Below are 26146 nucleotides of genomic sequence, written 5' to 3' on the forward strand. Positions count from 1 at the left end.
GGTGGAGCTTAGGGCCTTGCCCTCCGGTTCCGTTTGACGGCGAACCACCCCAATCCGCGGCGGCTTCGCCGAGCCGCCGCTTACCGCCACCGAGGACAGACCGACATGCGCATAGGCGTACCCAAGGAAATCAAGAACCACGAGTACCGGGTCGGCCTGACGCCCGCGTCGGTCGCGGAGCTCATCTCTGGCGGACAAGAGGTGCTGGTTGAGGCCGGGGCGGGGCTCGGCATCGATTTCCCCGATGCGGACTACCTAGCGGCCGGCGCCACCCTTAGTCCGACTCCCGAGGAAGTGTTCGCGTCGTCCGACATGATTGTGAAGGTCAAGGAGCCGCAGTTGCATGAGATCGCGTGGCTGCGGCCCGACCATGTGCTGTTCACCTACCTGCACCTGGCGGCCGACCGGGCTCAGGCGCTCGCGCTGCTCAAGTCGGGCGCGACTTGCGTCGCCTACGAAACCGTCACCGACCCCGCCGGGGGGCTGCCGCTCCTTCGCCCGATGTCGGAAGTCGCGGGCCGCATGTCTGTGCAGGTCGGTGCGCGATATCTTGAGAAGGAGGCCGGAGGTCGCGGGGTGCTCTTGGGTGGCGTTCCGGGTGTGGCGCCTGGCCGGGTGGTGATCCTCGGCGGCGGCGTATCGGGCATAAACGCAGCCCAGATGGCCGTCGGGCTGCGCGCTGACGTCACGATCTTCGACGTGTCGCCGGCCCGGTTGGTTGAAATCGATCGCCTCTTTGGCGGCCGCGTGAAGACGATGTTCTCCACCCGCGCGGCGGTTTCTGAGGCAATCTTAGGCGCGGATCTCGTGATCGGCGCCGTGCTAGTCCCCGGCGCCGCCGCGCCGCGTCTCATCACCCGGGATATGCTGGCCTTGATGCCGCGCGGGGCCGTTCTCGTGGATATCGCCATCGATCAGGGTGGATGCTTCGAAACCAGCCGTGCGACGACCCACGAGAACCCCGTCTACGAGGTCGATGGCGTCATCCACTACTGCGTCGCAAACATGCCCGGCGCCGTCGCTCGAACGTCGACCCTGGCCCTCAACCAGGCAACCTTGCCATTCGTGCGGGCGCTCGCGAACCTGGGGGCGGATCTCGCGGTCGCTAGCGATCCGCATTTGGCGGCGGGCCTCAACATCAGCAGCGGCTTTGTCCGCCACCGCGCCGTCGCCGACAGCTTGTCCATGCCCTACATGGATGCTGCGTGAGGCCGAGAAGGCGGCATTTCGCTGCCCCGTCGGAACGCCGTGGGGCTGAGACCAGTCCAACGTCGAAACGCTCGCGTGAAGACGGCGTGCTCGGCATAGCCGAGCGCGCCGGCGACCTCTCCGATCGCGGAACCGGGCGCTTGGAGCAAGCGGCGAGCGAGTTCCTCACGGCGCTGGTCAAGGAGGCGCTGGAAGCTCGTGCCTTCCGCGCGCAGGCGCCGATGCAGAGTCGATGCCGAAAGGCCGAGGTCGTAGGCGACGCTCCGCGCTGTAGCGCCGCGGTGCAGCGCGGTCGGCTCCAGGGCGTCCAGGATACGATCCCTGAAGCGGACTCCGGTTCGCTTCCGGTCAATCAGGTCGTGCAGCTGAGCCTCCAAGATCGGATGCAACCAGGCCTGGGGATGCCGCCCGCCTCGATTCAGCATCTCACGGGGCAACAGGATCGCGTTGGTGGGCTGGTTGAAATAGATCGGGCAGCCAAAGACCTGCTCATAGGCCGATGTGGCCGCGCCCGGGGCGTGTTCCAGGTGAACCTCGGAAGCGCAGCCTGACTGGCCCAGATAGGTCTTCATCAATCGAATCATCAGCCCCAGGGAGAATTCCGCGTCTTGGCGGCGGGGCGCGATGAGGTCGTCGGAGATCTGATAGATGATCTTGGCCAGGCGCTCGTCCACCTCCAGGCGCATCCGTGTCCGATCCTGGATGGCTTCGCTGTAGCGGCAGAGCAGGTCGAGCGCGTCCCGCAGGCTGGGCGCGCTGAGGAATAGGAAGCCAACGGCGCCGAGCGCTTCCGGCCCCGCACCTTGCGACATTGAGAGGCAAAGGAGGGGTTCTCCGGAAATCTCCGCCGCATCTTCCAGGATGCCCACGTAACTCCGCAATGGAATCTGCCCCCGAACCTCCGCGAGGTGTGACAGTGGGATATGGCGCCGCCGTAGGAGCTGTTGGACGTCCAGCCCATGCTCAGCCAGCCGACCGACGAGCGCTTGCGCCACATGCCCGGCGACCATGGGTTCCTGTCTGTCGCGCCACATTGCATGCGCTCCTGTCATTCGCTCAATATGAGCCGATCATGAGCGAGATTATCAAGTAGATGCATGTGATGGTCAAACGTCCACGTCGATTGGGGGGTGATGATCCCCTGAGATCGCCGGACCGTCGCGGGCCGGCGCAGGGACGGAGACCCGCAAGTGCCCAACGACCTCGAGGTTCATTCGACCTTTCAGAATGCGAACCGGATCAAGGCTGCGAACGCGCGCTACCAGTGGCATCCGATGGTCAACCCAAACCGCTTAATCGATGATCCGCCCTTGATCATCGTGCGGGGCCGCGGGTCGGTGGTGGAGGACATCAATGGCGCGCAGTACGTTGATGGCGTTGCTGGCCTGTGGTGCGTCAACGTCGGCCACGGCCATCCGGAAGTGATCGAGGCGATCCGCCGCCAGCTGGGCGACATCGCCTACTACTCACCGTTCGATGGCACGGCGACGCCTCCCTCGATTCTCCTGTCCGAACGGCTGATCGGGATGACCGCTCAGGAAAATATGGCGCGAGTGATGTTCTCGCTGGGTGGGTCCGATTCCATCGAAACGGCTATGAAGATAGCGCGGCAGTACTGGCGCCTGTCTGGGGAACCGGATCGGGTCAAGTTCATCTCGCTGCGCAACGCCTATCACGGCGTGCATTTCGGTGGCCTGTCGATGAACGGCAGCCCAGTCTTCAAGCAAAACTACGAACCGCTGCTTGGGGGCTGTTCCCAGGTAGATACGCCCTGGCTCTACCGCAATCCGTGGACCCAAGACGCGGCCGAGCTCGGCCGAATCTGCGCCGATATTCTCGAACGTGAGATTCAGCACCAAGGCCCCCATACCGTCGCAGCCTTCTTCGCCGAGCCCATTCAGGGCGCCGGTGGAGTGATCGTCCCGCCCGAGAACTACTGGCCGTTGGTCCGCGAGGTCTGCGATCGCTACGGCGTTCTGCTGGTGTCAGACGAGATCGTCACCGGCTTCGGCCGCTCGGGCGCTATGTTCGGCGCGCGCGGTTGGGGCGTACGCCCCGACATCATGTGCGTCGCCAAGGGTCTGAGCTCGGGGTACGTCCCGCTCGGCGCGACGCTTTTCAACGAACGCATCGCCAAGGCATGGGACGGGAACGCTACGTTCGATGGCGCGATCATGCACGGCTACACCTACACAGGCCATGCGGTGGCTTGCGCGGCCGCGCTAGCCTGCCTGGACATCGTCGAGGCGCAAGATCTTCCAGGCAATGCTGCTGCTCGCGGCGCTGAGCTTCTGGCGCTTTTGAAGCCGCTGCAGGAGTCCCACTCCTTGGTTGGCGATGTCCGCGGCAAGGGGCTGATGATCGCCATCGACCTAGTGTCCGACAAGGCAACCCGCGAGCCCATCGATCCGGCCGGTGGCCAGGCCTATGCCCTGGCCGAGGCGGCGCGGGCGCATGGCGCCATCGTCCGCCCGGTCGGCACCAAGCTGATCCTCTCGCCGCCACTGGTCATAACAGCTGACGAGATCGAGCAACTGGCGGGCGCCGTGCTTGCCGCGTTCGCTTCAAACGCTGGTCGCTAAAGCCTCACCCTCAAGTGGAAAACTGGAGATTCTGATGATGAAATTCGCACATGCGGCACGTGCTGTCCTCGGAGCGACCGTGATCGCGCTGGCGCCCGCGGTGACTCAAGCTGCTGGAACGGTCGCCGCGCAAGGCCGGCACGTCCTGCCGGGGCCTGGCGGCCAGCTGCTCACCGCGATCACGGTGAGCTACGGGCCCGGCGAGAAGTCAGGGCCGCACCGGCATGGCGCCTCGGCGTTCGTTTACGTGCTGGAAGGTGAAATCCGCAGTCAGGTGGACAACGGGCCGGCCCAGGTATTCAAGCCCGGCGAAAGCTGGTTCGAGCCGGCCGGCGCTCACCACGTGGTGAGCGAGAACGCCAGCACCACGCGTTCGACTCGCATCCTGGTCGTTTTCGTGGGCCCCACGGATGCCACGCTGAGCATTCCGGACAACTAATCCTTGCTTCCTGGCGCTGGCGTGGTCGCGGAAGAGAAAACCCCCATGACCGACATTGCCGCTGCGTCCCGCCCAGCTACCGCAAGGTGGCGATCCATCGGGTGACCTCGGCCAAGGGCGTGGACACCCGGGCCAAACGCCTCGACATCCTGATCGACGCCTCCGCGCGAGGGCTTAGACTGAAATCACCAACCCAAGTGGACGACTAGATGACCCGCGACGAGATGAAAGCCATCGTCATGTCCTTTCCCGGCGCCGAGGAAGGCGTCAGCTATGGACGCCCGTCCTTCAAGCTGAACGGGAAGTTCTTCACCTGCCTGCGCGGCGAGGACGACAGCCTGGTGCTGATGGACGTCAGCTACGACGAGCGCGAGATGCTGATGGAGGCGGAACCGGGCGCCTTCCACCTGACGCCGCACTACAAGGACTACCCCTGCGTCCTGGCGCGCATCGCCGACCTGCACCCGGGCTCGCTGAGGAACTTCCTGGAACGCCGCTTCCGCAAGATCGCCATGAAGGCCGCAGTGAAAGCCTGGGAAGCGGAGCAGGCGAACTCATGAGCGAGGACGAGTTCCGCACCCTCTGCCTCTCCTTCCCGGGCTGCGAGGAGGGCTTCAACATGGGCTCGGTGGTCTTCAAGGCGAACGGCAAGGTGCTGGCCCGGCTGCTGGGTGGCGGCGAGGCCATGCTGACGGGGATCGGTCCGGACGAGATCGACCTCATGGTCGAGGCCGAGCCCGCCGTCTTCCACGCCAGCCAGCACTTCCGGGACGCGATGTGCGTGGCGGTCCGCTTGGGCGCGACGAACCCCGGGGCGCTGAAGCCCCTGCTCGACCGCCGCTTCCGCGAGATCGCCCGGAAGTCGGTGCTGAAGGCCTGGGACGCCTAGATGTTCAGTCCCGACGTGAGATGGTCTGGCGATAGCCTGAAGCGCTGTGGCTCTTTCGTCCATGCTTTGCAGATGGCCTCGAAGGGCGTGAGGCCGGCGAGGGCCTTCAGGCGCTTGGCGAAGTTGTAGGCGCCGACGAAGGCGGCCAGATGGGTCCTAAGCTGCTCGTGGCTCTCGTAGTGGTGGCTGCGGACGGTGGCCTCCTTGAGGGTTCGATTCATTCGCTCGACCTGGCCGTTGGTCCAAGGATGGAAGGGCTTGGTCAGCCGGTGATCGACGTCGGCGCTGGCGCAAGCCAGCTCGAAGGCATGGGCCCAAACGATCTCGCCGGCGTCCAGCGCGACCCGGATGTCCTTGGCGGCCGAGCAGATGTTCCCGGGCGTCGTGAAGTGGGTGCCGTTGTCGGTGAGCACGGTGTGGATCTTGTACGGGACCGCCTCGATCAACCGCCCAGGAAGTCGGCGGCGGTCCCGCGGCTGACGCGCTCGTGCAGCTCCACGAAGACGAACTTGCTCGTCCGGTCGATGGCCACGAGCATGTAGAGCTTCCCCTCCTCGGTCCGGACCTCGGCGATGTCGATGTGAAGTAGCCGATCGGGTACTTCTTGAAGACCTTCTTGCCGGACTTATCGGTCTCGATGGCTGGCAGGCGAGAGATTTCGTGCCGCTGGAACAACCGGTGGAGCGACGAGCGGGTCCCATCGACGCGCACCTCTACGCTCAACGCCATCTGGTCGAATGCTGCTTCTCCAAGCTCAAGCAGTTCCGGCGCGTCGCCACCCGCTTCGAGAAGACCGCCAGGAACTACCTCGCCATCGTCACTCTCGCGGCCATCGTCATGTGGCTGCGATAAGTGTCCACAGCGCCTAGACGACCCCGGAGTTAATGCCCCGGCCGGCCATTTGATATGCAGCGAACACCGACGTAGCCTCGCGTTAGAGCGGTCGGTTTGATCAGTGCAAACGGGTGTTTCGGCAAGATCGCGCCAGTGTGGCTCGGATCTGGGCAGAAGCCGGCATTACCGCGCCAATGCCAGCGCATCGCCAGTATGCCAGGTTCAGTCCTTCTTGAACTCGAATAGCTCGATGACGTTGCCCGATGGATCTTCGAGCAGGATGGCGCGGCCGGCCCCACCGCCGCTTAAATCGCCGCGGAACCGTGCATTAGCCCGGCGCAGCCGCTCAATCAGGGCGTCCAGCTCGTTTGTAATGATCATAAACCGGTTCCATCCGCCAGGCTTCGGATCGCCGCCAGCCTGACCACCGCTTCCCGCACCCGGGGCACTGAGGTACAGCGCAAATTCGTCGCGCAGCAGCGCGGCGAATTTGCCCGGATTGTGCTTGTCGACCTTGAAATCGAGATTGTCTTGATAGAACGCGACCGCCTCGTCGACGTCGGCAACGATATATCGAACGGAGACTATTCAAACTCCTTCAGGTCGCCGATAGCCGGCGACAGTGTATTCAGTTCCTTCCAAAGGCAGACCCGCGCCTTTCCATTGCACTGCGGCAGTCGAAGTGCGCTGAATGTAGACCGCTTTCAACAATGGGCGCACGAGTACCTCGATCTCCCTGCCTGCCAAATGGCGATTTTGACGTCCGGCCGAGCAGCGCAAGCTGAACGCTGAATAACGTCATCGATGGGCTCCAGATGCGAGCGAATCGATGCTGGACATCAGACGGAGTATGGCTCGCAGTATTTTTCGAAACTAAGCAACAATCAGGGAGTTTGACATGGTTGCGCGTAATTGAACGTGGCGTTCGCCGTAGCTCCAGTTGTGACCCCAAGACGTTCGAGCGATCCGAAAGGAGTCAGGACGCCGCGGTCCGGGCCGCGAAAGCCCGCGCCGGCAGGCTCAGTGGCCATCGTGACGCAAACAGAGAACGTCCCGATAGGCGCACAGGTCGGCAATCAGGGGGGCCTCATCGGCCAGGATGCGGGCTTTCTCGGCGGCGCCCGTGATGACGATGATATAGCTCTGTGCGTCGTGTCCTTGACGGTCGATGAAGGGGTTGACGAGGGTGGCGGGGTCCGCCCGGTCCGGGGCCGCGGCAATGTCGGCGTTCGAGACACCCGACGCGTAGAACATCAGGTGGGGCATCGCCATAGTCTGGACGGACATGTCCGGGGGGCCGGCGGCCCGCATTACGGGTGAGACCATGTACGACAGCCCGGCGCGGCTCGGGGTCTCGTAGGAACCGTCCGCGTAGGCGGCCTCCACACGTTCTCTGACCTGCCGGGGCGTCAGGCCCTCGGCCCTCATCCTTGCGGTATCGATGATGGCCTTGAGATGCCCCCCGGCTCCGGCCGCGTCGTAGCAGAGCGGGATGAAGATATCGTCGCGGAAGTCGACGAGCTCCCAGGCGGTGCGCTCGACCAGGCAGGTGATGCCATTCGTCCCCTCACGGGAAAGCACGTATCCCTCGTCCGGGGCGAGCAGGTAGACCGCCGCCGCCGCCCGCAAGGCGGTCGGAGCCGCACTGAGCGCGTAGCGGGCCTCCAGTTTGGGGGGGATGGGGGCCAAGGTCGGAAGCGCGGTCTGCGCCGTCCCTGGCCCCGCGCCCGCCGCAGAGAGCGCGGCTGCGAGGATCAGCGCCCGCGTCATGGATGCCGCCAGGCGGCCAAGTGTGCAAGTCATGGTGTCTTCCTCGATTGCGCCCGCCGATGGGGCGATGGCGTTGGGGCAGGTCGGCGCCGGCGCTCAGCTCAAGGCGTAGGTCAACTTGAGCAGTCCCTTGGGTTTAGTCTCCGCGTTGAGGAGTTCGGCCTTACGGCGCTGCATGCCCGCTGCGAAAAGCGCCGGCCCCTCGCCTGCGATAATCGGGTGCACGATCAACCTGAGCTCGTCGACCAGTCCGGCGTCCATCAAGGCGGCGGCGATGCGGGCCCCGCCCATGAGGTAGATGTCCTTGCCCTTGGCCGCCTTGAGGGTGGACACATCGTCCAGGTTGCGGAGGAATCTGGTGTTCGGCCATGTGGCGGACCTCAGGGACCGGGAGAGCACGTAGTGAGGAGTGTGGGCCGCGAAGTCCGCCCAGGACAGTTCGGCCGCCGTCGGCGGCGCCCCGGTGATCCAGGCGGGTTCGTCCGGATGGGTTTGAAGCCCGGTCCAATAACGCTCGTAACCGGGGTACATGCCCCCGCCCATCAGGCAGGCGTCGATCTGGTCTGTCAGGCCAAAGTCCTCCGACCACGCCTCCACCCAGTCCGCCATCCCGTCGGCGCCCTCGGTCTTGCCGTCGAGCGAAATCTTCATGCCTGCGATCAGCTTGCGCATTCCCATGTCCTCCCATCAAGCCGCGAGACGCGCCGCGTAGTCCTGCTTGAGGCGGGCGATGCCGTCCCAGAACGCCTCGGGCGTCGTGTCGGCGAGACGGGCCTGGAGGAGGTCCAGGTGCACGTGCCAGCCGGGGGCGAAGTTCAGGAGCTTGGCGCGGTCCGCGATGCCGGTGTGGGTGAGGGTCAGCAGGACGCCGCCGTCTTGTTCGGCGAGGTCGAACGTGACGTCCCCATCGCCCCACGCGATCGCGAGCCTATGTGGCGGATCGAGTTCGGTGATGCGGGTTTGCATCCTGTTCTCTTCACCCGCACCTTCCGGGACGCGGCCCGGAGGATCGGTCAGTTCGTTGTTGCGCCAGACCAGTTCCATCGCGTCTCCGACATGCGCGGGCATCTCGCCTGCGGCGAACCATCTGCGGCGAAGGTCGCTCTCGGTAAGGTAGGCCCAGACGCGGTCGATCCCCGCGGGCATCAGCCGCTTGATCGTCAAGGTCGTAGGATCGCTCAGTACGCCGTAGTGATGTACGTCGGTCATTGATCTTCTCCTGATGGGGGGATGTTGGAGGCGGCCTCCTCACGAAGGAGCCGCTCGAGTTCGTCGAAGCGGTTCGACCAGAGGCGCTCGTAGTAGGCCAGCCAGTCGAAGGCCCCGGACAGGGGCCGTGAATCCAGTCGGCAATAGTGGGTGCGGCCGCGGATTTCCCGCCGGAGGAGACCGGCCCCTTCCAACGCCTTGACGTGCTTGGAGGCGGCCGCCAGCGACATGTCGAATGGCCGCGCCAGTTCGCCCACGGTGCGTTCACCCTCGGAGAGGTCGCGCAGCATCTGACGTCGCGTCGCGTCGCCAAGCGCGTGGAAGACCGTGTCGAGCTGAGCTGGAATTAGTTCACCCATTTGGTTGAACTAATTCCAACGTCGCCCACTGTCAACCAATTGGTTGAATGTTCGCTCGCGATCGCCCGCCAAAGCCATGGCCTGACACAGTGTAAAGGTTTTCAAGATGGCGATCCCCGTTTTGGTGGACCATAGCCCTCGCGCGCCGGGGCAACCCAAGGATCGGTGACGCGCCGACGTGACGCCAGATCGAAGGACGTCCCGACCAGTTGACCCTTCATGCTGGTCTCAGGCGTCGTATGGCGGGCTGGAATGTCGCGCGTGTACGTTGGCAGCGGGCTGGCGCTAATGATCGGCGGCGCGGCGATTGCAGGAACGACAACAGGAGCCTTCGGCGATCTCGTGCTGAGCTGGGGCCTCGCACCCTTGGCGCGTGATCTTTGTGATCGTCGCCCTGCCCGGCGCGCTAGCCTCCAGCACCCCGCACCCAGAGCAAGCGACGCGAGTGACTCGGCGCGGCGGTTGTTCACGCCGCTGGCGGCGACCAACGACGCGGCGCCACACTTCTGGTGACTCATTCGCCTTCCTCTACCCGAGGCGCATCCGGCAATGTATATTCGAAGTCGTAGTAGTGCTTGCCCTCGATGATCTGGATGATCAGGCGGCCGCTGATTCCGACCAGTTCGTCGGCGCCGGAGTCGGGTACGACGGTGATGTTCATCTGCATCGCACCGCGCCCCATGGTGCCGAGGTGCTGCAGAGCGAACGTGCCCTGCCGGCCTTGCAAGGTCGCGCTGACGTGATCCATCGCGACATAGCCCGCAGAGCCTTCGACGGCGGTACCCATGGTCAACATCTGGCCCCATGCCGTGCCTTCAAGGTCGCCGTGGAATTGCTTGAAAAGAGCCAGGCGTCCTACCGTCGAATGGCCGACGTTTTCTTCAGATGGCTGGGGTGTGACTTTGACGTCGAACGTGCCTCTGGCGTGGGTGCTCATGGTATTTCCTTGGGGTTGACTGTCGGCAGGTATGGCGGGCGGGGTCGCAGCGGACGGCCCGCCCGTGCCGACGCAAAGGCCGACGATGAGCGCGAGGGTCGACCAACTCGGATTCATGGGCTCTCCAACGATGGTATCGAGGCGGGTGAAGGCGCAACGGGCGATGAATCGTCGCCGCGCCGCACCAGACTTCGCTCAGGGCCGCACCGCTGAAGCCGGTGCAATGTACGGCGCGTGGCGCCGACCCGATTGTAGAAACGCGACAGGGGTGAGCGATGTCGAGGGCCGAGGGCGGAAAGCCGAGGGGATTGCTCCAGCAGGCCGATGCGACCGCGTTCCCTGCGCAGCACCGGCGGTATCTGCCCTGCGCTGACGTGGCGGCTTTCGTCGAGCATTTCTGGATGGTGCGCTGGGATCTGCGCGGGCTGCCTGCGCGCACGGTCGAGACCTTGCCGCACCCGTCGGTGCATGTGGTCGTCGAGGCCGGTGGCGCCAGCCGGGTCGGCGGCGTTCACAGCGGGCGTTTTGCGCGTGTGCTCGAAGGCGAGGGCCGCGTGTTCGGTATCAAGTTCCGTCCCGGCGGCTTTTTCCCGCTGTGGATGGCGCCACTGTCGGACCTGGTCGACCGCAGCCTGGCGCTGACCGAGGTCTTCGGCGACGCAGGGCTGGCGCTGGAAGCGGCCATCCTTGCGCTCGACGAGGACGAGTGGCGCATGGTGGCGGCCGAACGTTTCCTGCGCGAACGCTTGCCGATGCCCGACGAAAACGTCGCTCTGATCGATCGCCTGGTGTCGCGCGTGGTTGCTGACCGGGAACTCCGACGCGTGGATGACCTGGCCGCCTTATCCGGGCTCAGCAAGCGCGGCTTGCAGCGCCTGTTCAACCAGTACATCGGCATCAGCCCGAAGTGGATGATCCAGCGCTACCGTCTGCATGAGGCGCTGGACGAGCTCGCCGGCCACGAAGCCCCGAACTGGGCTCAGTTCGCGCTGGGCCTGGGCTACTTCGATCAGGCACATTTCATCAAGGACTTCAAGGCGATGGTTGGCCGGACGCCGGCGCAGTATGCGGCGCAACGACCGGCCGGCTTATGACGCGGATGCAGCAGGGCCAGGGCCCAGGTCTGCCCGAAGGGCCTCAACCCTGCCAAGGCCATCGCCGAGATCAAGAAGATGCTGGTGGACCGGGTGGTCTAGGCCGTAGGGACGCGTTGCCGCTGAGGGCGGCTATGGCAACCTTCAACAAGCCAAATTCAAACTGAGAGACGCCCCTCCGCTTCCTGCGCAATAGCGGCCGCCTCTGTCCGATAGTGGGGCCGGGCGCGCCAATAGCACACCAAGGTGACGGCCAGCAGGGCTGCAGAGACAACGGACAAAGCCAGCCGGAGCCCCTCCGGCTGGCCGAATACGTAGTCGCCGGTCAGGGCGTAGGCCGTGGGCCCGAGTCCGAGACCGGCCAAGTTCGTGACGAGCAGGCAGGCCGCGGAGACCTGTCCGCGGATCGGCGCAGGGGTCACCATCTGGATCAGCGTCGGGAAGACGGCGGCGTTCATGAAGATCGCGAACAGGACCGGCCCGGCCAACGCCAGCGCCAAGCCGGGCGGCCCCACCAGCGGGGCCAACGCACTGGTCGGGAGCAACACCATCGCCCCCAGGATCGTGCTGCGCAGGCAGGCGTCCGGATGGCCGTTCCGATAGAGCCGCCCCACCAGCAGCCCCCCGCAGACGGCGCCCAGGCAGCCGCACGCCATGATCAGCGTGCCGACTCCCAGGCCCGCCTGGGTCAGGGTCCATCCATGCGCGCGGATGAACAGTGTCGGCAGCCACGCCATGTAGCCGTAGTTGAACACGTTTCCGAGCGACAGGCCGATCAGCAGGGGTGCGAACAGCGGCGCCCGAGCGGACATGTGTCGCGCGACGTCGGCCACTGAGGGGTGGTCGCCGCCGATGTCCAGCGTCTGGCGACCCCGCGTCGGCTCCCGGATCGCCAAGACCAGCGCACTCACCGCCAGGCCCGCGCCCCCGATCGTGAGGAATACGAGTTGCCAGGGCCGCACCGCCACGCCGGCCAGCATGATTTCGGGTAGCGTCGCCACGATCCCCACCAGCGATCCGCCCGCGATCAGCGCCAAGCCGCCGCCCAAAGGCGCCCCGATCACGAAGATGCTCATGGCCAGCGCCAGGCGTTGAGGCGGGAAATAGTCCGCGATCATCGAATAGGCGGCCGGGGGCAGCGCGGCCTCTCCGACGCCCACCCCCATGCGCGCGACGAACATCTGCGCGAAGTTCTGGGCAAGGCCGCAGGCGGCGGTCATGGCGCTCCAGACCAGCACGCCCGCCGCGATGAGGTTGCGGCGGTTGCCGAGGTCGGCGAGCCGCCCCATGGGCAACGCCGTCGTCGAGTAGCAGATCGCAAAAGCGAGACCCGTCAGCAGGCTGATTTGGGTGTCCGATATCTGCAGATCGTGGCGGATCGGCTCGATCAGCAGCGAGAGGATCTGGCGATCCATGTATGAGAAGATGTAGGCGATCGCCAGGATGATGACGGCGCGCCAGCCCTGGCGGGCCGTCTGGGCCGCCGGCCCCTCGGAGTGGGTCATGTCGGCAGGTTCCCAGGTCGGTCCGGCGCCGGATGTCGGCGCCGGACCCTTGAAGTCGATCAGAACTTGTAGGTGAGCGAGACGCCGTAGGTGCGCGGCTCGGAATAGATGTCGAGTGTGTTGAGGCTGCCCTGGTCGAAGACCTCGACCAGATACTCATTGTCGAACACGTTCTTGACGTACGCGGCGACGTCGATCCGCTCGTCGTCGGTCCGATAGCCGATCCGGGCGTTCGCCAGCCAGAATGCGTCCTGGAACACGAGCGGCCGCGTGGTCGCGGTCACCAGCCGCAGCGCATAGCGGCTGCGGTAGCTAAAGTCAGTGAACCCGTAAATCGAGCCGCCCATGCTCTCCACGGGGGTCTCGTAGCGCAGGTTCCCGCCAAGGCTGTACTTCGGCGTGTTGCCGATGAGGCGGCCCTCGTAGATGCCGGAGACGATCTTCGGATCGGTGTAGGCGGCGCTCAGCGCGATGTTGAGCCCCGCGACCGGCCGCCAGTTCAGATCGGCCTCGAGGCCTTTGATATGGGCATTGCCGGCGTTGCTGAGCACCTGCGTCGGGAAGCCGGACGCCGGGTCGACCCGCGTCACGGTCGCCTGGAAATCCTTCCAGTTGTAGAAGAAGGCCGCCGCGTTCAGCCGCAGGGACGGCAGGGGCTGCGACTTGATGCCGAACTCGTAGGCATAAAGCGTCTCGGGCCCATAGGGGGAATAGGCGAACCGGGTGGTGGCGAAGCCACCGTTGAAGCCGCCTGCCTTGAACCCCTTGCTTACGCTCGCGTAGATCAGCAGGTCTTCGGAAGGCTTGAAGTTGAGGCCCACCTTGCCGGAGAAGTTGTCGAAGCTGGTCTTGTTGTTGACCACCGCCGTCGGGAAGAACGCGTGCCGCGGCGTGGTGCCGCCGACGAAGCTGCGCGTGTCTTCGGTGTAGCGCAAGCCGCCGACGGCGGTGAGCATACTGGAGATCGGAATCTCGACCTGGCCGAACGCCGCCAACGACTCGGTGCGCATCAGCCAATCGATGTTGGTGATCACCGCCCCATTGCCGGGGAACGAGTCGTCGCTGCGGATGATCTGGAGGTTTTCGACCTTGTCCTTGCTGTAGAAGAGGCCGCCGATCCACTTGATGGGCGAGTCCTCCTTCGCCGCGATCCTGAGCTCCTGGGAAAACGCGTTGAACGACTGGGTAAAGCTGTTGTCGGTGCCGATCTTCGGCGTTCCATCGAAGTCCTGGAACTCCTGGCGGTCCTGGGTGTCGTAGCCCGTCACCGAGGTCAGGTCGGCGAAGCCGGTGGACCACTCGAGGGTCAGGACGCCGCCCTGGCCATCTTCCCGCAGGCCCTGTCCCTGGACGTTGTTGGTGCTCACGTGCCGGTTGTTGGGGTCGGGATCGAACTGGCCAAAGGAATCCACGCATGAACCGTCGCGGGCGCGGTCACCGCGCAGCGCGGCTGCGCACACCCCAGTGATGGTTCGGTTCGGCGGCGTGCCGCCGGCCGGGTTCGGGATGAAGGGCGGCGCCAGCTTGAACAGCGGCACGTCGCTGCGATTGCGCCCGGCGTATGCCGTGATCGTCGCCGAGAAGTCCTCCGATGGTTTCCAGAGCAGGCTGACGCGGCCGGCCAGCCGGTCGATCTCACCGTTCCGCTCCTTGCGGAAGTTGTCATACTGCCAGCCTGTGCCGCGCTGCCGCGTCATGCCCGCCACCCGCACGGCGACGGTCTCGGAGAGCGCGCCGCCCCAGGCGCCTTCCAGCTCCAGGGTGTCGAAGCGACCGTAGTCGGCGCGGAGGAAGCCGTTGTTGCTGAAGGTCGGCTGGCGGGTGATGAACTTGATCGCGCCGCCGGTGTTGTTGCGGCCGTAAAGCGTGCCCTGCGGCCCCTTCAGCACTTCGATGCGCGAGACATCGAACAGCGAGAAGTTCACCATCGGATAGTAGGGCTTCACGACTTGGTCGACGTAGATGCTTGTTGGCGAGTTGTTGCCCACCGTGAAATCCGTGACGCCGATGCCGCGGACCGTGAAGAGCGGGGAACTGTCGCCGTTCACTGACTTAGCCACGAGACCCGGCACCTGAAAGCCCACGTCGAGGGGCTTCTCCAAGCCCAGGTCACGGACCTGCCGCTCACTGAACGACGACACCGAGATTGGCACGTCCTGGAGGTTCTCGGCCCGCTTCTGAGCGGTCACGATGACCTCCTCGAGCTGGGTGTCGTCGGCCGCAGCCTGGGCAAGGGCCGACGTGGCGGCCCCACTCATCAGCACGGCGATCATGGCGGCGGAAGCGGCTCGGCCTCGCCCTCGTGCATCTTGTTTGCGTATCAGCCTCGGCATCTGTCGACCCCCTCTTCCGCGCGTCGGCCCGATACCGTCCGCGACCATATCGACATTATGAGTTATGAAAGAGCCAATATGATAGTATGATGTATGAACCTATTACTTTTGGTGTCAAGCCGCGACGGGCGGCGGACTGCGCGGGAGGCAGGGCGTGGCGGCTGCGAACATGGATGTAGTGGGCTACGTCGACCGATGGAGCGGCGCGAGCGGCGACCGGTTTCACTTCCACGTAAGCGCTGAGCGGCCGACCTACCGCGCCGAACTCGTGCGGTTGAGACACGGGGACAGCCATCCGGACGGACCCGGCTTCCTTGCGGAACGCGTCCCCTCCAGTTTCGACGGCGAGCACCAGGGCGTAGTCCAACCCCTCCCCACCGGATCCCATGTGCGCATCGACAACCTGCCCGCGATGGAGGCCATAACGCTTTCCGCCTGGGTGTGGCCCACGACCCCGGGAGGGGACGGGCAGTGCATCTTCGCGCTTGGCGATCCGGCGGGAGAGTCCGCGCTGAGCGTCGCCTTCGAGGACGGTCAACTGACACTGGAGGCCTCGACCCCGGCCGGCCATATCCGGGTCACGGTCCCCGGCGCCGTCGAGCCGCGGCAATGGCTGTTCGTCGCGGCGACCGTGGACCACGGCGGGGTCAGGCTCTATCGCCACGCCGGGGCGTTCGCTCCGGGCGTGGCGGCGACGGTCACGTCGAAGGACAGTCTGTCCGGCTGGGTTCCCGGCCCCGGTCGCCGCCTCGTCCTGGCGCGGCGACGGGTCGGCCCTGCAAACGGACCATGCGGATTCAACGGCAAGCTCTCGGCGCCTCTCGTCTTCGATCGCGCCTTGTCCGACGTCGAACTGGACCGGCTGGCGGCCGACGACAGGGCGATCTCCGACTCGGCCCTTGGCCGCTGGGACTTCGCCGCCGAGTGCGGCGGGGTCGGGGTCCCGGACCGCTCGGGCAACGGTCTCCATGGCGTAGCCGTGAACCGTCCCACCCGCCTGGTCACGGGCCACCGGTTCTCGGGCCGCACCACCCAGCCCGCGGAGGCGCCCGAGGAATACAACGCCGCACACTTCCACGACGACGATCTCTCGGATGCCGATTGGGATCCTTCGTTCGCGTTTATCGTGCCGCCCGAGCTCGAGAGCGGCGTCTATGCCGCGCGTCTGACCGCGGGCGACAAGTCCGACTATGTGCCGTTCGTCGTCCGGGGCCGGCCCGACCGTCCTCGCGCCAGGGTGGCCGTGCTGATCCCGACGGTCAGCTACATGTGCTACGCGAATTCGGCGCTCGACCCTTCGGTGCTTCCGCCCGATCTAACGCCGCTGCAGGACACCACCTCCTGCCCCGACGAACGCGCCTATGTGCGCCGGCACGGCCTGAAGAGCCTGTACGACAAGCACTCTGACGGTAGCGGGGTCTGCATGGCGACCATGCTGCGCCCCATGCCGGTGAACGCGCGGCCGAACGGCCGGAGTATGCTCAACGGCTCGGCCCACCAGCTCGGCGCGGACCTGTCGATCCTGCATTTCCTCGACGCGAGCGGAATCACCTACGAGGTCCTGACCGACCACGATCTACACCAAGAGGGGGCCGCAGCGCTTTCCCCCTTCAGTGTCGTGCTCTCCGGCACCCACGCCGAGTACTGGACCGGCTCCATGCTCGATGGCCTCGAGGCCTATCAGCAGGCCGGGGGGCGGTTCGTTTATCTATCGGGCAACGGGCTCTACTGGGTCACGGCCCTCAGCGAGGACGGCGCGCTGGCCGAGATGCGCCGTCACCACGGGACCCGCTCGTGGACGGCCGAACCCGGCGAGGCCCACCTCAGCCTGACCGGCGAACTGGGAGGCCTCTGGCGTCATCGGGGAAGGGCTCCCCAGCGCTATGTCGGCGTGGGGTTTGCCGCGCAGGGCTTTGGCGCGGGATCCCCCTATCGCCGCACGCCGGCGAGCCGTGACCCCAGAGCGGCTTTCATCTTTGCCGGCGTCACGAACGAAGTGATCGGCGATTTCCCGGTGCTGGTGGCCGCCCATGGGGCCGCCGGTTACGAGGTGGACCGCGCCGATGTCGACCTGGGTACGCCGCCGCACGCCCTCGTCGTGGCCTCCGCAACCGGCCTGGACGACAGCTACCAAAACGCCATCGAGGACACCGAGGGAATGACCCCCTACCACGGGGGCACGAACTGCCCCCGCGTCCGGGCCGACATGGTCTTCTACGAAACGCCGCGCGACGGAGCGGTCTTCTCGGTCGGCTCGATCGCCTGGTGCTCCGGGCTTTCGTACAAGGGTTACGATAACGACGTCGCCCGCATCACCGAGAACGTCGTGCGCGCCTTTGCGACACCCGGTCCACTGCCGGGGGTGGTCAGGCCAGCCCCATGAGCGCGCCGTTCTCCGGGAGGATCGTACCGCCATCCACGACGAGTAGCTGGCCCGTGACGTAGCTCGCCGCGTCGCTGGCCAGGAACAGCATGGCGTCGGCTATCTCCTCTGGCCGGCCCATCCGTTGCAGCGGGATGTGCCGCTCGATGTCCGCGACGAACTCGGCCGACATGGCGTGCTTGTCCATCGCCTCGGTCCGGATGATCCCGGGCTCGACGCCGTTGACGGTGATCCCGTCCGGCCCAAGCTCCAGCGCGGCGGCGCGAATGAAGCCGTTGATAGCGGCCTTCGACGCGGCATAGGCGGCGCACCCCGGATAGGCCCTCTGGGCCGTTACCGACGAGGTGAAAAGGAGACGGCCGCGCCCCAGGGCCCGCATTCCCGGCGCGGCGGCCTTGGCGAGCCAGATCCCCGCCTTGAGGTTCACGGCGATGGCGCGGTCGAGGTCGGCCTCCTGGATGTCGCCGATCCGGGACACGGGGATGTGCGCGGCGTTGTGGACAACGCTCTCCAACCTGCCGGAGATGGCGGTCGCCGCCGTCACGAGACGCGCGATCTCAGCCTCCCCGTCAAGCTCGGTCACCATCAGCGAGGCCTGGCCACCCTCCTCCTGGATCAGGGCGACCACCTCCTCGCCATGGCTGGGCGTACGAGTCGCCAACACGACATGAGCCCCGCTCCGGGCAAACGCCAGGGCGATCGCGCGACCTATTCCGCGCCCGGATCCCGTGATCAGGCTTGTCTGCCCAGATAGGTCGGCCCGCAGCCCAAAACCGCTCATTCGAATATCCCTGACAAACCATTCGGTGCGCTGACATCGCATTGCTCGGGCCTAGTGCTTTCGGCGCTCAGGCTGGCGCAGGTCGGCGGCGGAGCTGGTTGCGAAGCTGGCTCTACGTCCATTTCCTCCGCACGCCGGCGCAGAGACTGGGCTTGAGCCAGCAGCTCTTGCTTGTCCGAGCCGAGCGAAATCTGTTCTGCCATTTGCTCTACGTGCTCCGCTTCTCGCCTGTAATCGCGGCTTTCTTTCACGGCTTTGCCTTTCCAATGCGGACTCGGTTCAGCTCAACAGCCGGATGCTCTAGGCGACGCCGCACGGCGACGACGACCTTCGGAGTTCCAACAACGCCCTGACGGTGGGCGCCCCGGGCTTGACCTATCCAATTTCGCGATTTAAGCAGCATATCATATCGGAATGATAGTTCCGTGTGAAATACTGTCAAATTGAAAGAAATCGGCATGAGCGCGTCCAAGGGCCTTCCGAAAGCGGGCCGCCCTCTTGAGGAAATTCAGGCGGCCCTGAGCTCGGCGCTCGTCGACGATGTGCGCGCGCATTGGAACCGGGCGTTCCGGCCACCGGCCGACGTGCAGGCGGTCGCGACCGAGGCCTACATGATGTTCATGTCCGACAACGGGCTGATGTCCCTGCGCGCCGAGTGGATGGGCCGCTTCGAGGATGAAGTGATCGAGATGTGCGTCGGGCTGTTCAACGGTCCCGCCGACGCAACCGGCACCTTCACCAGCGGCGGTTCGGAGAGCATCTACTCGGCGCTGCACGCGATGCGGGAATGGGCCCGGGAGAAGTATCCCCACATCACCGCCCCGGAGATCGTGGCGCCCTACTCGCTGCACCCCGCCTTCTCCAAAGGCGCGCACTACTTCGACCTTAAGCTGGTTCGCACGCCGCTTGGACCCGACCGTCGCGGGTCGGTGGAGGCGATGACCGCGGCGATCACCCCGAACACCATCGGGATGGCCGCGTCCGCGCCCTGCTGGCCCTACGGCCTGTACGACCCGATCGACGAGATCGCCGCGGTCGCCCACGAGCGCGGCCTGTGGATGCACACAGACGCCTGCGTTGGGGGCTATCTTGCGCCGTTCCTCGAGCGGCTCGGCTACGCATTCCCAACCTGGGACTTCCGGAATCCGGGCGTCATGTCGATCTCGGCCGACCTGCACAAGTTGGGCTACTGCCCGAAACCCGCGTCGACGGTGCTCTGGCGCTCGCGCGACCTGCTGCGTTACCACAACGTCCACCCATCGGATTGGCCAGGCGGCCAGTACACGATGCGCGGGTTCGCGGGCACGCGGACGGCCGGGCCGATCTTCGCCGCCTGGGCCGTGATGCGCTACCTGGGCGAAGACGGCTACGTCGAGCTTGCGCGCAAGCTGATGGCTACGCGTGAGCAGATGATGGACGGCGTGGATGCCATCCCTGGGCTCAAGGCCTGGCGCAACGACCTGCTGCCGATCGCCATCGAATCCACCGAATTCGACCTGGCGACGATCAAGGCCGCGATGACCAAGCTGGGCTGGATGCTGGTCGGCTCGGCCGAGCCGCCGCTGATCAACGTGCCCATCGACGCGGCGACCGAGCCACATCACCTGGAGGCGTTCCTCGGGGACCTCCGCAAGGTGGTCGACCTCGCCCGCGCTTCGGGCCTGAGCGACCGGGAAGCACTCAACTACTAGGCCATGTCATCCATACATAGGGGAGTGAAGCATGTTGAATCGAGTCCGCAGACCGCGCCTTGACGGCGCGGACTCCATCTTGCGTTCGACGCTGCTTGGCGCGGCTTCCGCGCTGACGCTTGCTACGCAAGCCTCCGCGCAGGCCAGACCCAACGAGTCGGTCGTCATGGACGAGGTCATCGTCACCGCCCAGAAGCGGCAGCAGAATCTTCAGGACGTCGGCATCTCGATCACCTCGATCTCGGCCCAGAAAATCGAGCGGCTGGGGTTCACGACGACGGCCGACATCATAGCTCAGACGCCCAGCATGAAGATGCTGTCGTTCTCGCCGTCGCTGACGGTGTTCAACATACGTGGCGTGTCGCAGAACGACTTCTCGGATCACTACGAGCCGCCGATCGCAGTCATCGTGGACGAGGCCTATGTGAGCGCCCAAGGCGCCGTGAACACCATGATGTTCGACGTGGACCGGGTCGAGGTGCTCCGCGGGCCCCAGGGCACGCTGTTCGGCCGTAACGCCACCGGTGGCGCGGTGCAGTACCTCAGCCGCAAGCCCGGCCCCATCGCGAGCGGCTACCTGCGCGCGACGATCGGCGATTACGACCAGCGAAACATCGAGGGCGCTGCTGGCGGCCCGCTCTCGGACAACGTCTCAGCGCGGGTGGCGTTCGGCTATGCCCACAACGAGGGCTGGTTGGAAAACCGCATCGGACCCGACCTGAACGCCAACGACGACTACGCCGCGCGACTGTTTCTCGAATTCACGCCGAACGACGCCGTCAACTTGCTGCTGAAGGTCCACACCAGCCACAACGACGACACCAGCGGCGGCTATTCGCACCGGGCGATATTCCCGAACGCCGATGGCCTGGGGCAGGATGTCCCGCTCAACGCCAACCCGTGGAACACCTGCAACGGCTGCGACATCCTCGGCTACCGCAACCCGTCGAACAGCCCCTGGAACCAGGCCCACGACCGAATCGGCTACCTGAAGCGCGACATCTCCGGCGCCACGCTGAAGGCGACCTTCGACCTGGGTTCGCTGACGCTCACCTCGATCAGCGACTACCTCCACCTCGAAAAGCGGTTCGGGAGCGACAGCGACGCTTCGCCCAACAGCCTGCTGCTGTACGCGACGGACCAGAACCTGGATCAGTACTCCCAGGAGCTCCGTCTGTCGGACGATGGCGGCCGGTTCCGCTGGGTGCTCGGCGCCTATGCGCTTGAAATCGACACCAAGAACTTCCAGTCGGCGCCCCTGGCGACGCTATTCAATCCGCCCTTTGTCTCGGCCATCAACTTCCAGCTCAAAACCCATTCGCTCGCCGCGTTTGGTCAGGCTGAGTACGATCTCCGCGACGACGTCACCCTGATCGGCGGCCTGCGCTACACCCGCGACCGCAAGGAGATGGACTACAGCCTGCGCGACAGCTTTGGCGGCATGCTGGACTTCAATGATCGCCTCTTCCCCGGCCTTGCCGACAAGACCTGGGAAAACGTGTCTGCGAAGGCCGAGATCGACTGGCGCATCCGCGACGATGTGATGGCCTATGCCAGCGTCAGTCGCGGCACCAAGGCCGGCGGCTTCTCCGCGCCGGGCTTCCTGCCGGTCAACGTCGCCACACTGGCGCACGACCAGGAGGTGCTGACCGCCTACGAGGTCGGCCTGAAGAGTGAGTTCTTTGACGGCCGGGCGCGGTTGAACGCCTCGGCGTTCCACTACGACTACAAGGACTACCAAGCCTTCTTCCTGGTCGTGCTGTCGACCACGATCGCCAATCGCGACGCCACGATCGACGGCGTCGAAATCGAACTGGCGGCCAACCCGATCCCGGGGCTCGACATCAGCGTTGGCCTCTCGCACCTCGAGGGCAAGGTGAAGGACGTCACCCTGCCGTCTGGCCGGGTCGTCGACCGACGCATGCCGATGCTGGCCGACCTCGGCCTGAACGGCCTTGTGCGGTACAGTTGGCCGATGTTCGGCGGCCAGGTGTCCATCCAGGCGGACGCCACCTATTCCAGCCACTTCAACTTCTATGTGCTGAACCCGCCCGTCACCGAGGAACCGGCCTATACTGTCGTCAACAGCCGCCTAGCCTATGTGACCGACGACGGGCAGTGGGAGGCGGCCGTGTTCGTCAAGAACCTGTTCGACACCGAGTACCGGCAGTATTCGAACGATATCAGCTCGCTGAGCATCGGCCTCGACGCCTACGCGCCGCCGCGATGGATCGCGGCGAGCGTCAGCTACCGCTGGTGACGGGGCCGTCTTCGCGATGAGACTGGCCTGCGACACCGGTGGGACCTTCACCGACCTGATCGTCGAGCGCGACGACGGGTCGGTGGCCATGTTCAAGGCGCCCACGACACCGGCCGACCCGATCGAGGGAGTCATTGCGGCCATCGGCCTCGCGGCGGCGGCCGACGGTGCGGACCTCGCCGCGTTCCTGCGGCGCGTCGATACGGTCATCCACGGAACAACCCACGCCATCAACGCCATCGTCACAGGCCGGACGGCGCGCACCGCCTTCCTGACGACCGCCGGCCATCCTGACATCTTGGTGCTGCGCGAGGGCGGGCGCGCCAACGCATTCGACCACCACCTCGCCTATCCGTCGCCCTATGTGCCGAGGGCCCTAACCTTCGAGCTCCCGGAACGGATCGATCATGCGGGCCGGATCACTACGCCGCTCGACGAAGCCCGGACGGCCGCGATCCTCGATCGCCTCGAGCAACTTGAAGTGGAAGCGATCGCCTGCTGCCTGCTGTGGTCGATCACCAATCCCGCCCACGAACTGCGGGTGGGGGAGCTCATCGCATCAAGACTGCCAGGCGTTCCCTACACGCTATCCCACCAGCTCAACCCAAGTCTGCGAGAGTTTCGCCGGGCGATCTCGACTGCGGTCGACGCGTCGCTGAAGCCGCTGATGACGCGCTATCTCGGCTCGCTGCATGAGCGCCTGAAGACCGCGGGGTTCTCCGGCAGGCTACTTGTGCAAACGTCCCAGGGCGGCATGGTCGGCGCCGATGCGTTGGCGCGCACCCCGATCCACAGCCTGAACTCCGGCCCTTCGCTCGCGCCGGTGGCCGGCCGGGCGATCGCCGCGGTTCTGGAGGAGTCAGGCGACATCATCGTCGCCGATACCGGCGGCACGACCTACGACGTCACGCTCATCCGCGACGGTCGGATTCCAATGACCCGCGAGACTTGGATCGGCCGTCCCTATGAGGGGCTGATGACCGGCTTCCCGTCGGTGGACGTCAAAAGCGTGGGCGCGGGCGGGGGCAGCATCGCCTGGTTCGACGAAGGCGGGTTGCTGCGGGTCGGACCCAATAGCGCCGGCTCCAGGCCAGGGCCTGCCTGCTTTGGCCAGGGCGGGCTGGAGCCGACCCTAACGGATGCAGCCGTCGTACTGGGCCACGTGGATCCGGACCATTTCCTGGGAGGTGCGATTCCACTCGACGCGGCCGCCGCGCGGGCGGCGGTGGAGCGGATCGCCAAGCCCGCCGGCGTGTCCATTGAACAAATGGCCCTCGCCATCCGCCGCATGGCCACCGAGAACATGGTGCAGGCGATCCAGGACATCACGGTCCGTCAGGGCATCGATCCGGCGGCCGCCACCTTGATCGGCGGCGGCGGCGCGGCGGGGCTGAACTCCACCCTGATCGGCCGACGCCTTGGGTGCAGGCGGGTCGTCGTGCCCTTCGTCGGCCCCTGCCTTAGCGCGGCGGGCGCCCTGCTGTCCGACATCCGCGCCTACTTCCGGGCGACCCGATTCTCGGAGACGGCTGACTTCCCCTTTGCCGTCGTAAACGCCGTCCTGGCGGCGCTCTCGGCCCAGTGCCGCGAGTTCGCCGAGGGCGCCGGCGGCGACCCCGGGAGCACGACCATCGAGTTTCATGCGGAGGCCCGCTACCCGAACCAGGTCTGGGAAATCGACGTGCCCTTCCAGACGGCCAAGTTCGTGGGCGCCGCGGACGTCGAGGCCCTGCGCCAGGCCTTCCACGCCGCCCACCGAAGCCTGTTCGGCTATGACGACCCAGGCTCGGAGGTGGAGATCGTGACCTGGTGCGCGGCGGTCAGCATCGACCTTGGACGGTCCGGCCGCGCCGTCCTGGGACAGCGCGACGTTGAACTGGCCCGCCCCTCGCACCATCGCCCCATGTGGTTCGACGACGACCCGCAGCCGGTACGGACGCCGGTTTTCAGCCTTTCGGAGATCGCGGCCCAGGGCGACCTGAGCGGGCCGTTGGTCGTGGAGACGCCGTTCACCACCATCGTGGTCGATCTGCTGGCCAGCTGCCGGCTCGACGACCGCATCGGCCTCATCATCAGCTCCGGAGGCGCACAATGAGCGGACTGGCTGAAGTCCGCGATCCCGCGCGGCTGGGCATCCTCGCCAATCGGGTCGACGGCGTGGTGCGCAAGATGGCCAATACCCTGTTGCGCACAGGGCGCTCGGGGGTGCTCAACCGGGCGCGGGACTTCTCGTGCTGCATCGTCACCGCCGATGGACACCTCCTGTCATCGGCCGACAGCCTGCCCATCCACGTTCTCAGCGGGCCCGACCTGATGGCCGAGGCCATGGTGCGGTTCCAACCCGACCTGGCGCCCGGCGACGCGTTTCTCAACAACTCGGCCTATCATGGCTGCAGCCATCCGGCCGACCACACCCTGCTGGCGCCGGTCTTCGACGGTATGGGCCGCCACCGATATACCGTGCTGGTGAAGGCCCATCAGGCCGACATCGGCAACTCGACACCCACCACGTATTTCGCCGCCGCGCGCGATGTCTACGAGGAAGGCGCCCTGATCTTTCCGTCGGTGCAAGTGCAGCGCGATTACGAAGACATCGCCGACTTCATACGTATGTGCGAGGCGCGGATTCGCGTCCCCGAGCAGTGGCGCGGTGACTACGCGGCCATGGTCGGTTCCGCCCGGATCGGCGAGCGCGAGTTGAAGGCGCTGGGCGAAGAGATCGGTTGGGACGAGTTGGCGGCCTTCTGCGGGTCCTGGTTCGAATACAGTGAGCGCCGGATGGCCGCTGCCCTGCGGCGGCTCCCGAACGCCGTCGCTAGCCGGGTCAGCATTCACGATCCCTTCCCTGGCACCCCGTCGGACGGCGTACCCGTCCGCGTGATCGTGCGCGTACAGCCCGAGGCCGGTTCCATCGAGGTCGACCTAACCGACAATCTCGACTGCCTTCCCTGCGGCCTGAACCTCAGCGAGGCTTGCGCGCGTACGTCGGCGATGCTGGGCGTGTTCAACAGCATCGATGGCGACGTGCCCAAGAACGCCGGCGCCTTCCGCCGAATTTCGGTGCGCTTGCGCGAGAACTGCGTGGTCGGGATCCCGCGGCATCCGCACAGCTGTTCGGCGGCGACGACCAATCTCGCCGACCGGGTGGCCAACTGTGTCCAAGCCGCTCTGGCGGAGATCGGTGATGGGATCGGGATGGCCGAATACGGCGCGCCGATCCCAGCCACCTCGCCGGTCATCTCCGGCGTCGATCCGCGGAACGGCAAGGCCTATGTGAACCAGATGTTCCTGGGTGGCACCTCGGCGCCCGGCCGCCCCGGGGCCGACGCCTGGCTGACGGGCCTGCACGTCGGCAACGCCGGCCTTGGGTTCATCGACAGCGTTGAGCTGAGCGAGCTCTACCATCCGCTGCACGTCGCGCACCGGCGGCTGGTGCGCGACAGTGAGGGCGCCGGCAGGTTCTGTGGCGCGCCTTCGCTCTCGGTGGAGTACGGACCGGTCGGCGGTTGGATGGACATCGCCTATGTCTCGGACGGGAACCTCAACCCTGCCCAGGGCGTGCGCGGCGGAGGGGTCGGCGGGCCGGCGGACCAATGGATCCGCCACGCGGACGGCACGCTCGAGCGCCTGCCCCAAGCCGCCCAGGTCCGCGTCCAGCCTGGCGAATTCGTCATAGCGACCTGCAACGGCGGCGGCGGCTACGGGCCGCCGCGCGAGCGCGACCGGCAGGCTGTTCGCCGCGACCTGGAGGCGGGCCTGCTCTCCTCCGAACGCGCGGCGGCGGTCTACGGCTTCGAGACCTGACGCGCGCCCACTGGACCCCGCAACGGGCTCAATCAACCCACGACAAAACGCCAGCGCGCTAAGCCCG

General features: G+C 66.0%; 22 protein-coding genes and 3 pseudogenes. 14 read left to right on the forward strand and 11 right to left on the reverse strand.

Features of this window, described 5'->3' with window-relative positions; all coding sequences use genetic code 11:
- Positions 1–105 precede the first annotated feature (105 nt).
- Positions 106–1209 carry an alanine dehydrogenase gene (ald, locus tag Q8Q88_RS21060; protein WP_305677149.1) on the forward strand — a complete coding sequence of 368 codons (1104 nt, stop codon included), beginning with the start codon at positions 106–108 and terminating at the stop codon, positions 1207–1209.
- Here ald and Q8Q88_RS21065 read toward each other — a convergent pair.
- Positions 1191–2243: an AraC family transcriptional regulator gene (locus tag Q8Q88_RS21065; RefSeq protein WP_305677150.1), complete on the reverse strand. Its 1053-nt coding sequence runs from the start codon at positions 2241–2243 to the stop codon at positions 1191–1193. The two genes, ald and Q8Q88_RS21065, sit on opposite strands and share 19 nt — an antisense overlap.
- A 156-nt stretch (positions 2244–2399) precedes the next feature.
- Between Q8Q88_RS21065 and Q8Q88_RS21070 the strand changes: the two genes are divergently transcribed.
- The 5 genes from Q8Q88_RS21070 to Q8Q88_RS21085 are packed head-to-tail and all read left to right on the forward strand — an operon-like array spanning position 2400 to position 5119.
- Positions 2400–3791: an aminotransferase class III-fold pyridoxal phosphate-dependent enzyme gene (locus Q8Q88_RS21070; protein ID WP_305677151.1), complete on the forward strand. Its 1392-nt coding sequence runs from the start codon at positions 2400–2402 to the stop codon at positions 3789–3791.
- Between the two features lie 34 nt (positions 3792–3825).
- The gene (locus Q8Q88_RS21075; RefSeq protein ID WP_305677152.1) at positions 3826–4230 is read left to right on the forward strand and encodes a cupin domain-containing protein; all 405 of its coding nucleotides are present in this window, start codon (positions 3826–3828) and stop codon (positions 4228–4230) included.
- On the forward strand, positions 4230–4439 hold the full coding sequence (locus Q8Q88_RS24860; RefSeq protein WP_371129894.1) for a YdeI/OmpD-associated family protein: 210 nt from the start codon (positions 4230–4232) through the stop codon (positions 4437–4439). Before Q8Q88_RS21075 ends, Q8Q88_RS24860 begins: the two co-directional genes overlap by 1 nt.
- Positions 4440–4790 carry an MmcQ/YjbR family DNA-binding protein gene (locus tag Q8Q88_RS21080; RefSeq protein WP_305677153.1) on the forward strand — a complete coding sequence of 117 codons (351 nt, stop codon included), beginning with the start codon at positions 4440–4442 and terminating at the stop codon, positions 4788–4790.
- Positions 4787–5119 (forward strand): MmcQ/YjbR family DNA-binding protein, encoded by a 333-nt coding sequence (locus tag Q8Q88_RS21085; protein WP_305677154.1) that lies wholly within the window; start codon positions 4787–4789, stop codon positions 5117–5119. The genes Q8Q88_RS21080 and Q8Q88_RS21085 overlap by 4 nt, the downstream gene beginning before the upstream one ends.
- Here Q8Q88_RS21085 and Q8Q88_RS21090 read toward each other — a convergent pair.
- Positions 5116–5815 (reverse strand): annotated as a pseudogene (locus Q8Q88_RS21090) (integrase core domain-containing protein); the annotation flags it as partial. The gene Q8Q88_RS21085 and the pseudogene Q8Q88_RS21090 sit on opposite strands and share 4 nt — an antisense overlap.
- Here Q8Q88_RS21090 and Q8Q88_RS21095 point away from each other — a divergent pair.
- Positions 5813–5971, forward strand: a pseudogene (locus Q8Q88_RS21095) (transposase); the annotation flags it as partial. The pseudogenes Q8Q88_RS21090 and Q8Q88_RS21095 overlap by 3 nt on opposite strands.
- A gap of 204 nt (positions 5972–6175) precedes the next feature.
- Here Q8Q88_RS21095 and Q8Q88_RS21100 read toward each other — a convergent pair.
- From Q8Q88_RS21100 to Q8Q88_RS21125, 6 genes are all read right to left on the reverse strand, one after another.
- On the reverse strand, positions 6176–6541 hold the full coding sequence (locus Q8Q88_RS21100) for a VOC family protein (RefSeq protein WP_371129895.1): 366 nt from the start codon (positions 6539–6541) through the stop codon (positions 6176–6178).
- A gap of 432 nt (positions 6542–6973) precedes the next feature.
- Complete coding sequence (locus Q8Q88_RS21105) at positions 6974–7756, reverse strand: hypothetical protein (RefSeq protein ID WP_305677155.1); 783 nt, start codon at positions 7754–7756, stop codon at positions 6974–6976.
- Between the two features lie 63 nt (positions 7757–7819).
- Positions 7820–8395 carry a dihydrofolate reductase family protein gene (locus tag Q8Q88_RS21110; protein ID WP_305677156.1) on the reverse strand — a complete coding sequence of 192 codons (576 nt, stop codon included), beginning with the start codon at positions 8393–8395 and terminating at the stop codon, positions 7820–7822.
- Positions 8396–8410: 15 nt separating this feature from the next.
- Complete coding sequence (locus tag Q8Q88_RS21115) at positions 8411–8932, reverse strand: SRPBCC family protein (protein WP_305677157.1); 522 nt, start codon at positions 8930–8932, stop codon at positions 8411–8413.
- Entirely contained in the window at positions 8929–9291 is a 363-nt protein-coding gene (locus tag Q8Q88_RS21120; RefSeq protein WP_305677158.1) for a helix-turn-helix transcriptional regulator, read from the reverse strand. The genes Q8Q88_RS21115 and Q8Q88_RS21120 overlap by 4 nt, the downstream gene beginning before the upstream one ends.
- 514 nt (positions 9292–9805) lie before the next feature.
- Positions 9806–10228 (reverse strand): DUF3224 domain-containing protein, encoded by a 423-nt coding sequence (locus tag Q8Q88_RS21125; RefSeq protein WP_305677159.1) that lies wholly within the window; start codon positions 10226–10228, stop codon positions 9806–9808.
- A 308-nt stretch (positions 10229–10536) separates the two neighbouring features.
- On the opposite strand from Q8Q88_RS21125, the gene Q8Q88_RS21130 reads away from it, so the two are divergent.
- Both Q8Q88_RS21130 and Q8Q88_RS21135 read left to right on the forward strand, forming a co-directional pair.
- The gene (locus Q8Q88_RS21130; RefSeq protein WP_305677160.1) at positions 10537–11322 is read left to right on the forward strand and encodes an AraC family transcriptional regulator; all 786 of its coding nucleotides are present in this window, start codon (positions 10537–10539) and stop codon (positions 11320–11322) included.
- Between the two features lie 21 nt (positions 11323–11343).
- Positions 11344–11424 (forward strand): annotated as a pseudogene (locus tag Q8Q88_RS21135) (succinate dehydrogenase iron-sulfur subunit); the annotation flags it as partial.
- 56 nt (positions 11425–11480) lie between these two features.
- On the opposite strand, the gene Q8Q88_RS21140 reads toward Q8Q88_RS21135, so the two are convergent.
- Together Q8Q88_RS21140 and Q8Q88_RS21145 are read right to left on the reverse strand one after the other, a co-directional pair.
- Positions 11481–12827: an MFS transporter gene (locus Q8Q88_RS21140; protein WP_305677161.1), complete on the reverse strand. Its 1347-nt coding sequence runs from the start codon at positions 12825–12827 to the stop codon at positions 11481–11483.
- Positions 12828–12886: 59 nt separating this feature from the next.
- Positions 12887–15100 (reverse strand): TonB-dependent receptor, encoded by a 2214-nt coding sequence (locus tag Q8Q88_RS21145; protein ID WP_305677162.1) that lies wholly within the window; start codon positions 15098–15100, stop codon positions 12887–12889.
- Positions 15101–15329: 229 nt separating this feature from the next.
- Between Q8Q88_RS21145 and Q8Q88_RS21150 the strand changes: the two genes are divergently transcribed.
- Positions 15330–17543 (forward strand): N,N-dimethylformamidase beta subunit family domain-containing protein, encoded by a 2214-nt coding sequence (locus Q8Q88_RS21150; RefSeq protein ID WP_305677163.1) that lies wholly within the window; start codon positions 15330–15332, stop codon positions 17541–17543.
- Here the strand turns inward: Q8Q88_RS21150 and Q8Q88_RS21155 are convergent.
- Entirely contained in the window at positions 17527–18366 is an 840-nt protein-coding gene (locus Q8Q88_RS21155) for an SDR family NAD(P)-dependent oxidoreductase (protein ID WP_371129893.1), read from the reverse strand. The two genes, Q8Q88_RS21150 and Q8Q88_RS21155, sit on opposite strands and share 17 nt — an antisense overlap.
- A 416-nt stretch (positions 18367–18782) precedes the next feature.
- Between Q8Q88_RS21155 and Q8Q88_RS21160 the strand changes: the two genes are divergently transcribed.
- The 4 genes from Q8Q88_RS21160 to Q8Q88_RS21175 all read left to right on the forward strand — a co-directional run bounded on the left by Q8Q88_RS21160 (position 18783) and on the right by Q8Q88_RS21175 (position 26079).
- Positions 18783–20015 (forward strand): aminotransferase class V-fold PLP-dependent enzyme, encoded by a 1233-nt coding sequence (locus Q8Q88_RS21160; RefSeq protein WP_305677165.1) that lies wholly within the window; start codon positions 18783–18785, stop codon positions 20013–20015.
- Between the two features lie 166 nt (positions 20016–20181).
- Positions 20182–22275 carry a TonB-dependent receptor gene (locus Q8Q88_RS21165; protein WP_305677166.1) on the forward strand — a complete coding sequence of 698 codons (2094 nt, stop codon included), beginning with the start codon at positions 20182–20184 and terminating at the stop codon, positions 22273–22275.
- A 16-nt stretch (positions 22276–22291) separates the two neighbouring features.
- On the forward strand, positions 22292–24370 hold the full coding sequence (locus tag Q8Q88_RS21170) for a hydantoinase/oxoprolinase family protein (protein ID WP_305677167.1): 2079 nt from the start codon (positions 22292–22294) through the stop codon (positions 24368–24370).
- On the forward strand, positions 24367–26079 hold the full coding sequence (locus Q8Q88_RS21175; protein WP_305677168.1) for a hydantoinase B/oxoprolinase family protein: 1713 nt from the start codon (positions 24367–24369) through the stop codon (positions 26077–26079). The genes Q8Q88_RS21170 and Q8Q88_RS21175 overlap by 4 nt, the downstream gene beginning before the upstream one ends.
- The last annotated feature ends 67 nt before the right edge of the window (positions 26080–26146 follow it).

It is taken from the genome of Phenylobacterium sp. (assembly GCF_030697925.1).
Lineage (GTDB): Bacteria > Pseudomonadota > Alphaproteobacteria > Caulobacterales > Caulobacteraceae > Phenylobacterium.

Bases quoted from the DNA above. Each gene is read 5' to 3' on its own strand.
- Q8Q88_RS21120 (WP_305677158.1), bottom strand. From the start codon at position 9,291: ATGGGTGAACTAATTCCAGCTCAGCTCGACACGGTCTTCCACGCGCTT.
- Q8Q88_RS21105 (WP_305677155.1), bottom strand. From the start codon at position 7,756: ATGACTTGCACACTTGGCCGCCTGGCGGCATCCATGACGCGGGCGCTG.
- Q8Q88_RS21175 (WP_305677168.1), top strand. From the start codon at position 24,367: ATGAGCGGACTGGCTGAAGTCCGCGATCCCGCGCGGCTGGGCATCCTC.
- Q8Q88_RS21140 (WP_305677161.1), bottom strand. From the start codon at position 12,827: ATGACCCACTCCGAGGGGCCGGCGGCCCAGACGGCCCGCCAGGGCTGG.
- Q8Q88_RS21165 (WP_305677166.1), top strand. From the start codon at position 20,182: ATGGACGAGGTCATCGTCACCGCCCAGAAGCGGCAGCAGAATCTTCAG.
- Q8Q88_RS21155 (WP_371129893.1), bottom strand. From the start codon at position 18,366: ATGCGATGTCAGCGCACCGAATGGTTTGTCAGGGATATTCGAATGAGC.
- Q8Q88_RS21150 (WP_305677163.1), top strand. From the start codon at position 15,330: ATGGATGTAGTGGGCTACGTCGACCGATGGAGCGGCGCGAGCGGCGAC.
- Q8Q88_RS21075 (WP_305677152.1), top strand. From the start codon at position 3,826: ATGATGAAATTCGCACATGCGGCACGTGCTGTCCTCGGAGCGACCGTG.
- Q8Q88_RS21170 (WP_305677167.1), top strand. From the start codon at position 22,292: ATGAGACTGGCCTGCGACACCGGTGGGACCTTCACCGACCTGATCGTC.
- Q8Q88_RS21145 (WP_305677162.1), bottom strand. From the start codon at position 15,100: ATGATCGCCGTGCTGATGAGTGGGGCCGCCACGTCGGCCCTTGCCCAG.
- ald (WP_305677149.1), top strand. From the start codon at position 106: ATGCGCATAGGCGTACCCAAGGAAATCAAGAACCACGAGTACCGGGTC.
- Q8Q88_RS21085 (WP_305677154.1), top strand. From the start codon at position 4,787: ATGAGCGAGGACGAGTTCCGCACCCTCTGCCTCTCCTTCCCGGGCTGC.
- Q8Q88_RS21160 (WP_305677165.1), top strand. From the start codon at position 18,783: ATGAGCGCGTCCAAGGGCCTTCCGAAAGCGGGCCGCCCTCTTGAGGAA.
- Q8Q88_RS21065 (WP_305677150.1), bottom strand. From the start codon at position 2,243: ATGTGGCGCGACAGACAGGAACCCATGGTCGCCGGGCATGTGGCGCAA.
- Q8Q88_RS21110 (WP_305677156.1), bottom strand. From the start codon at position 8,395: ATGCGCAAGCTGATCGCAGGCATGAAGATTTCGCTCGACGGCAAGACC.
- Q8Q88_RS21125 (WP_305677159.1), bottom strand. From the start codon at position 10,228: ATGAGCACCCACGCCAGAGGCACGTTCGACGTCAAAGTCACACCCCAG.
- Q8Q88_RS21080 (WP_305677153.1), top strand. From the start codon at position 4,440: ATGACCCGCGACGAGATGAAAGCCATCGTCATGTCCTTTCCCGGCGCC.
- Q8Q88_RS21115 (WP_305677157.1), bottom strand. From the start codon at position 8,932: ATGACCGACGTACATCACTACGGCGTACTGAGCGATCCTACGACCTTG.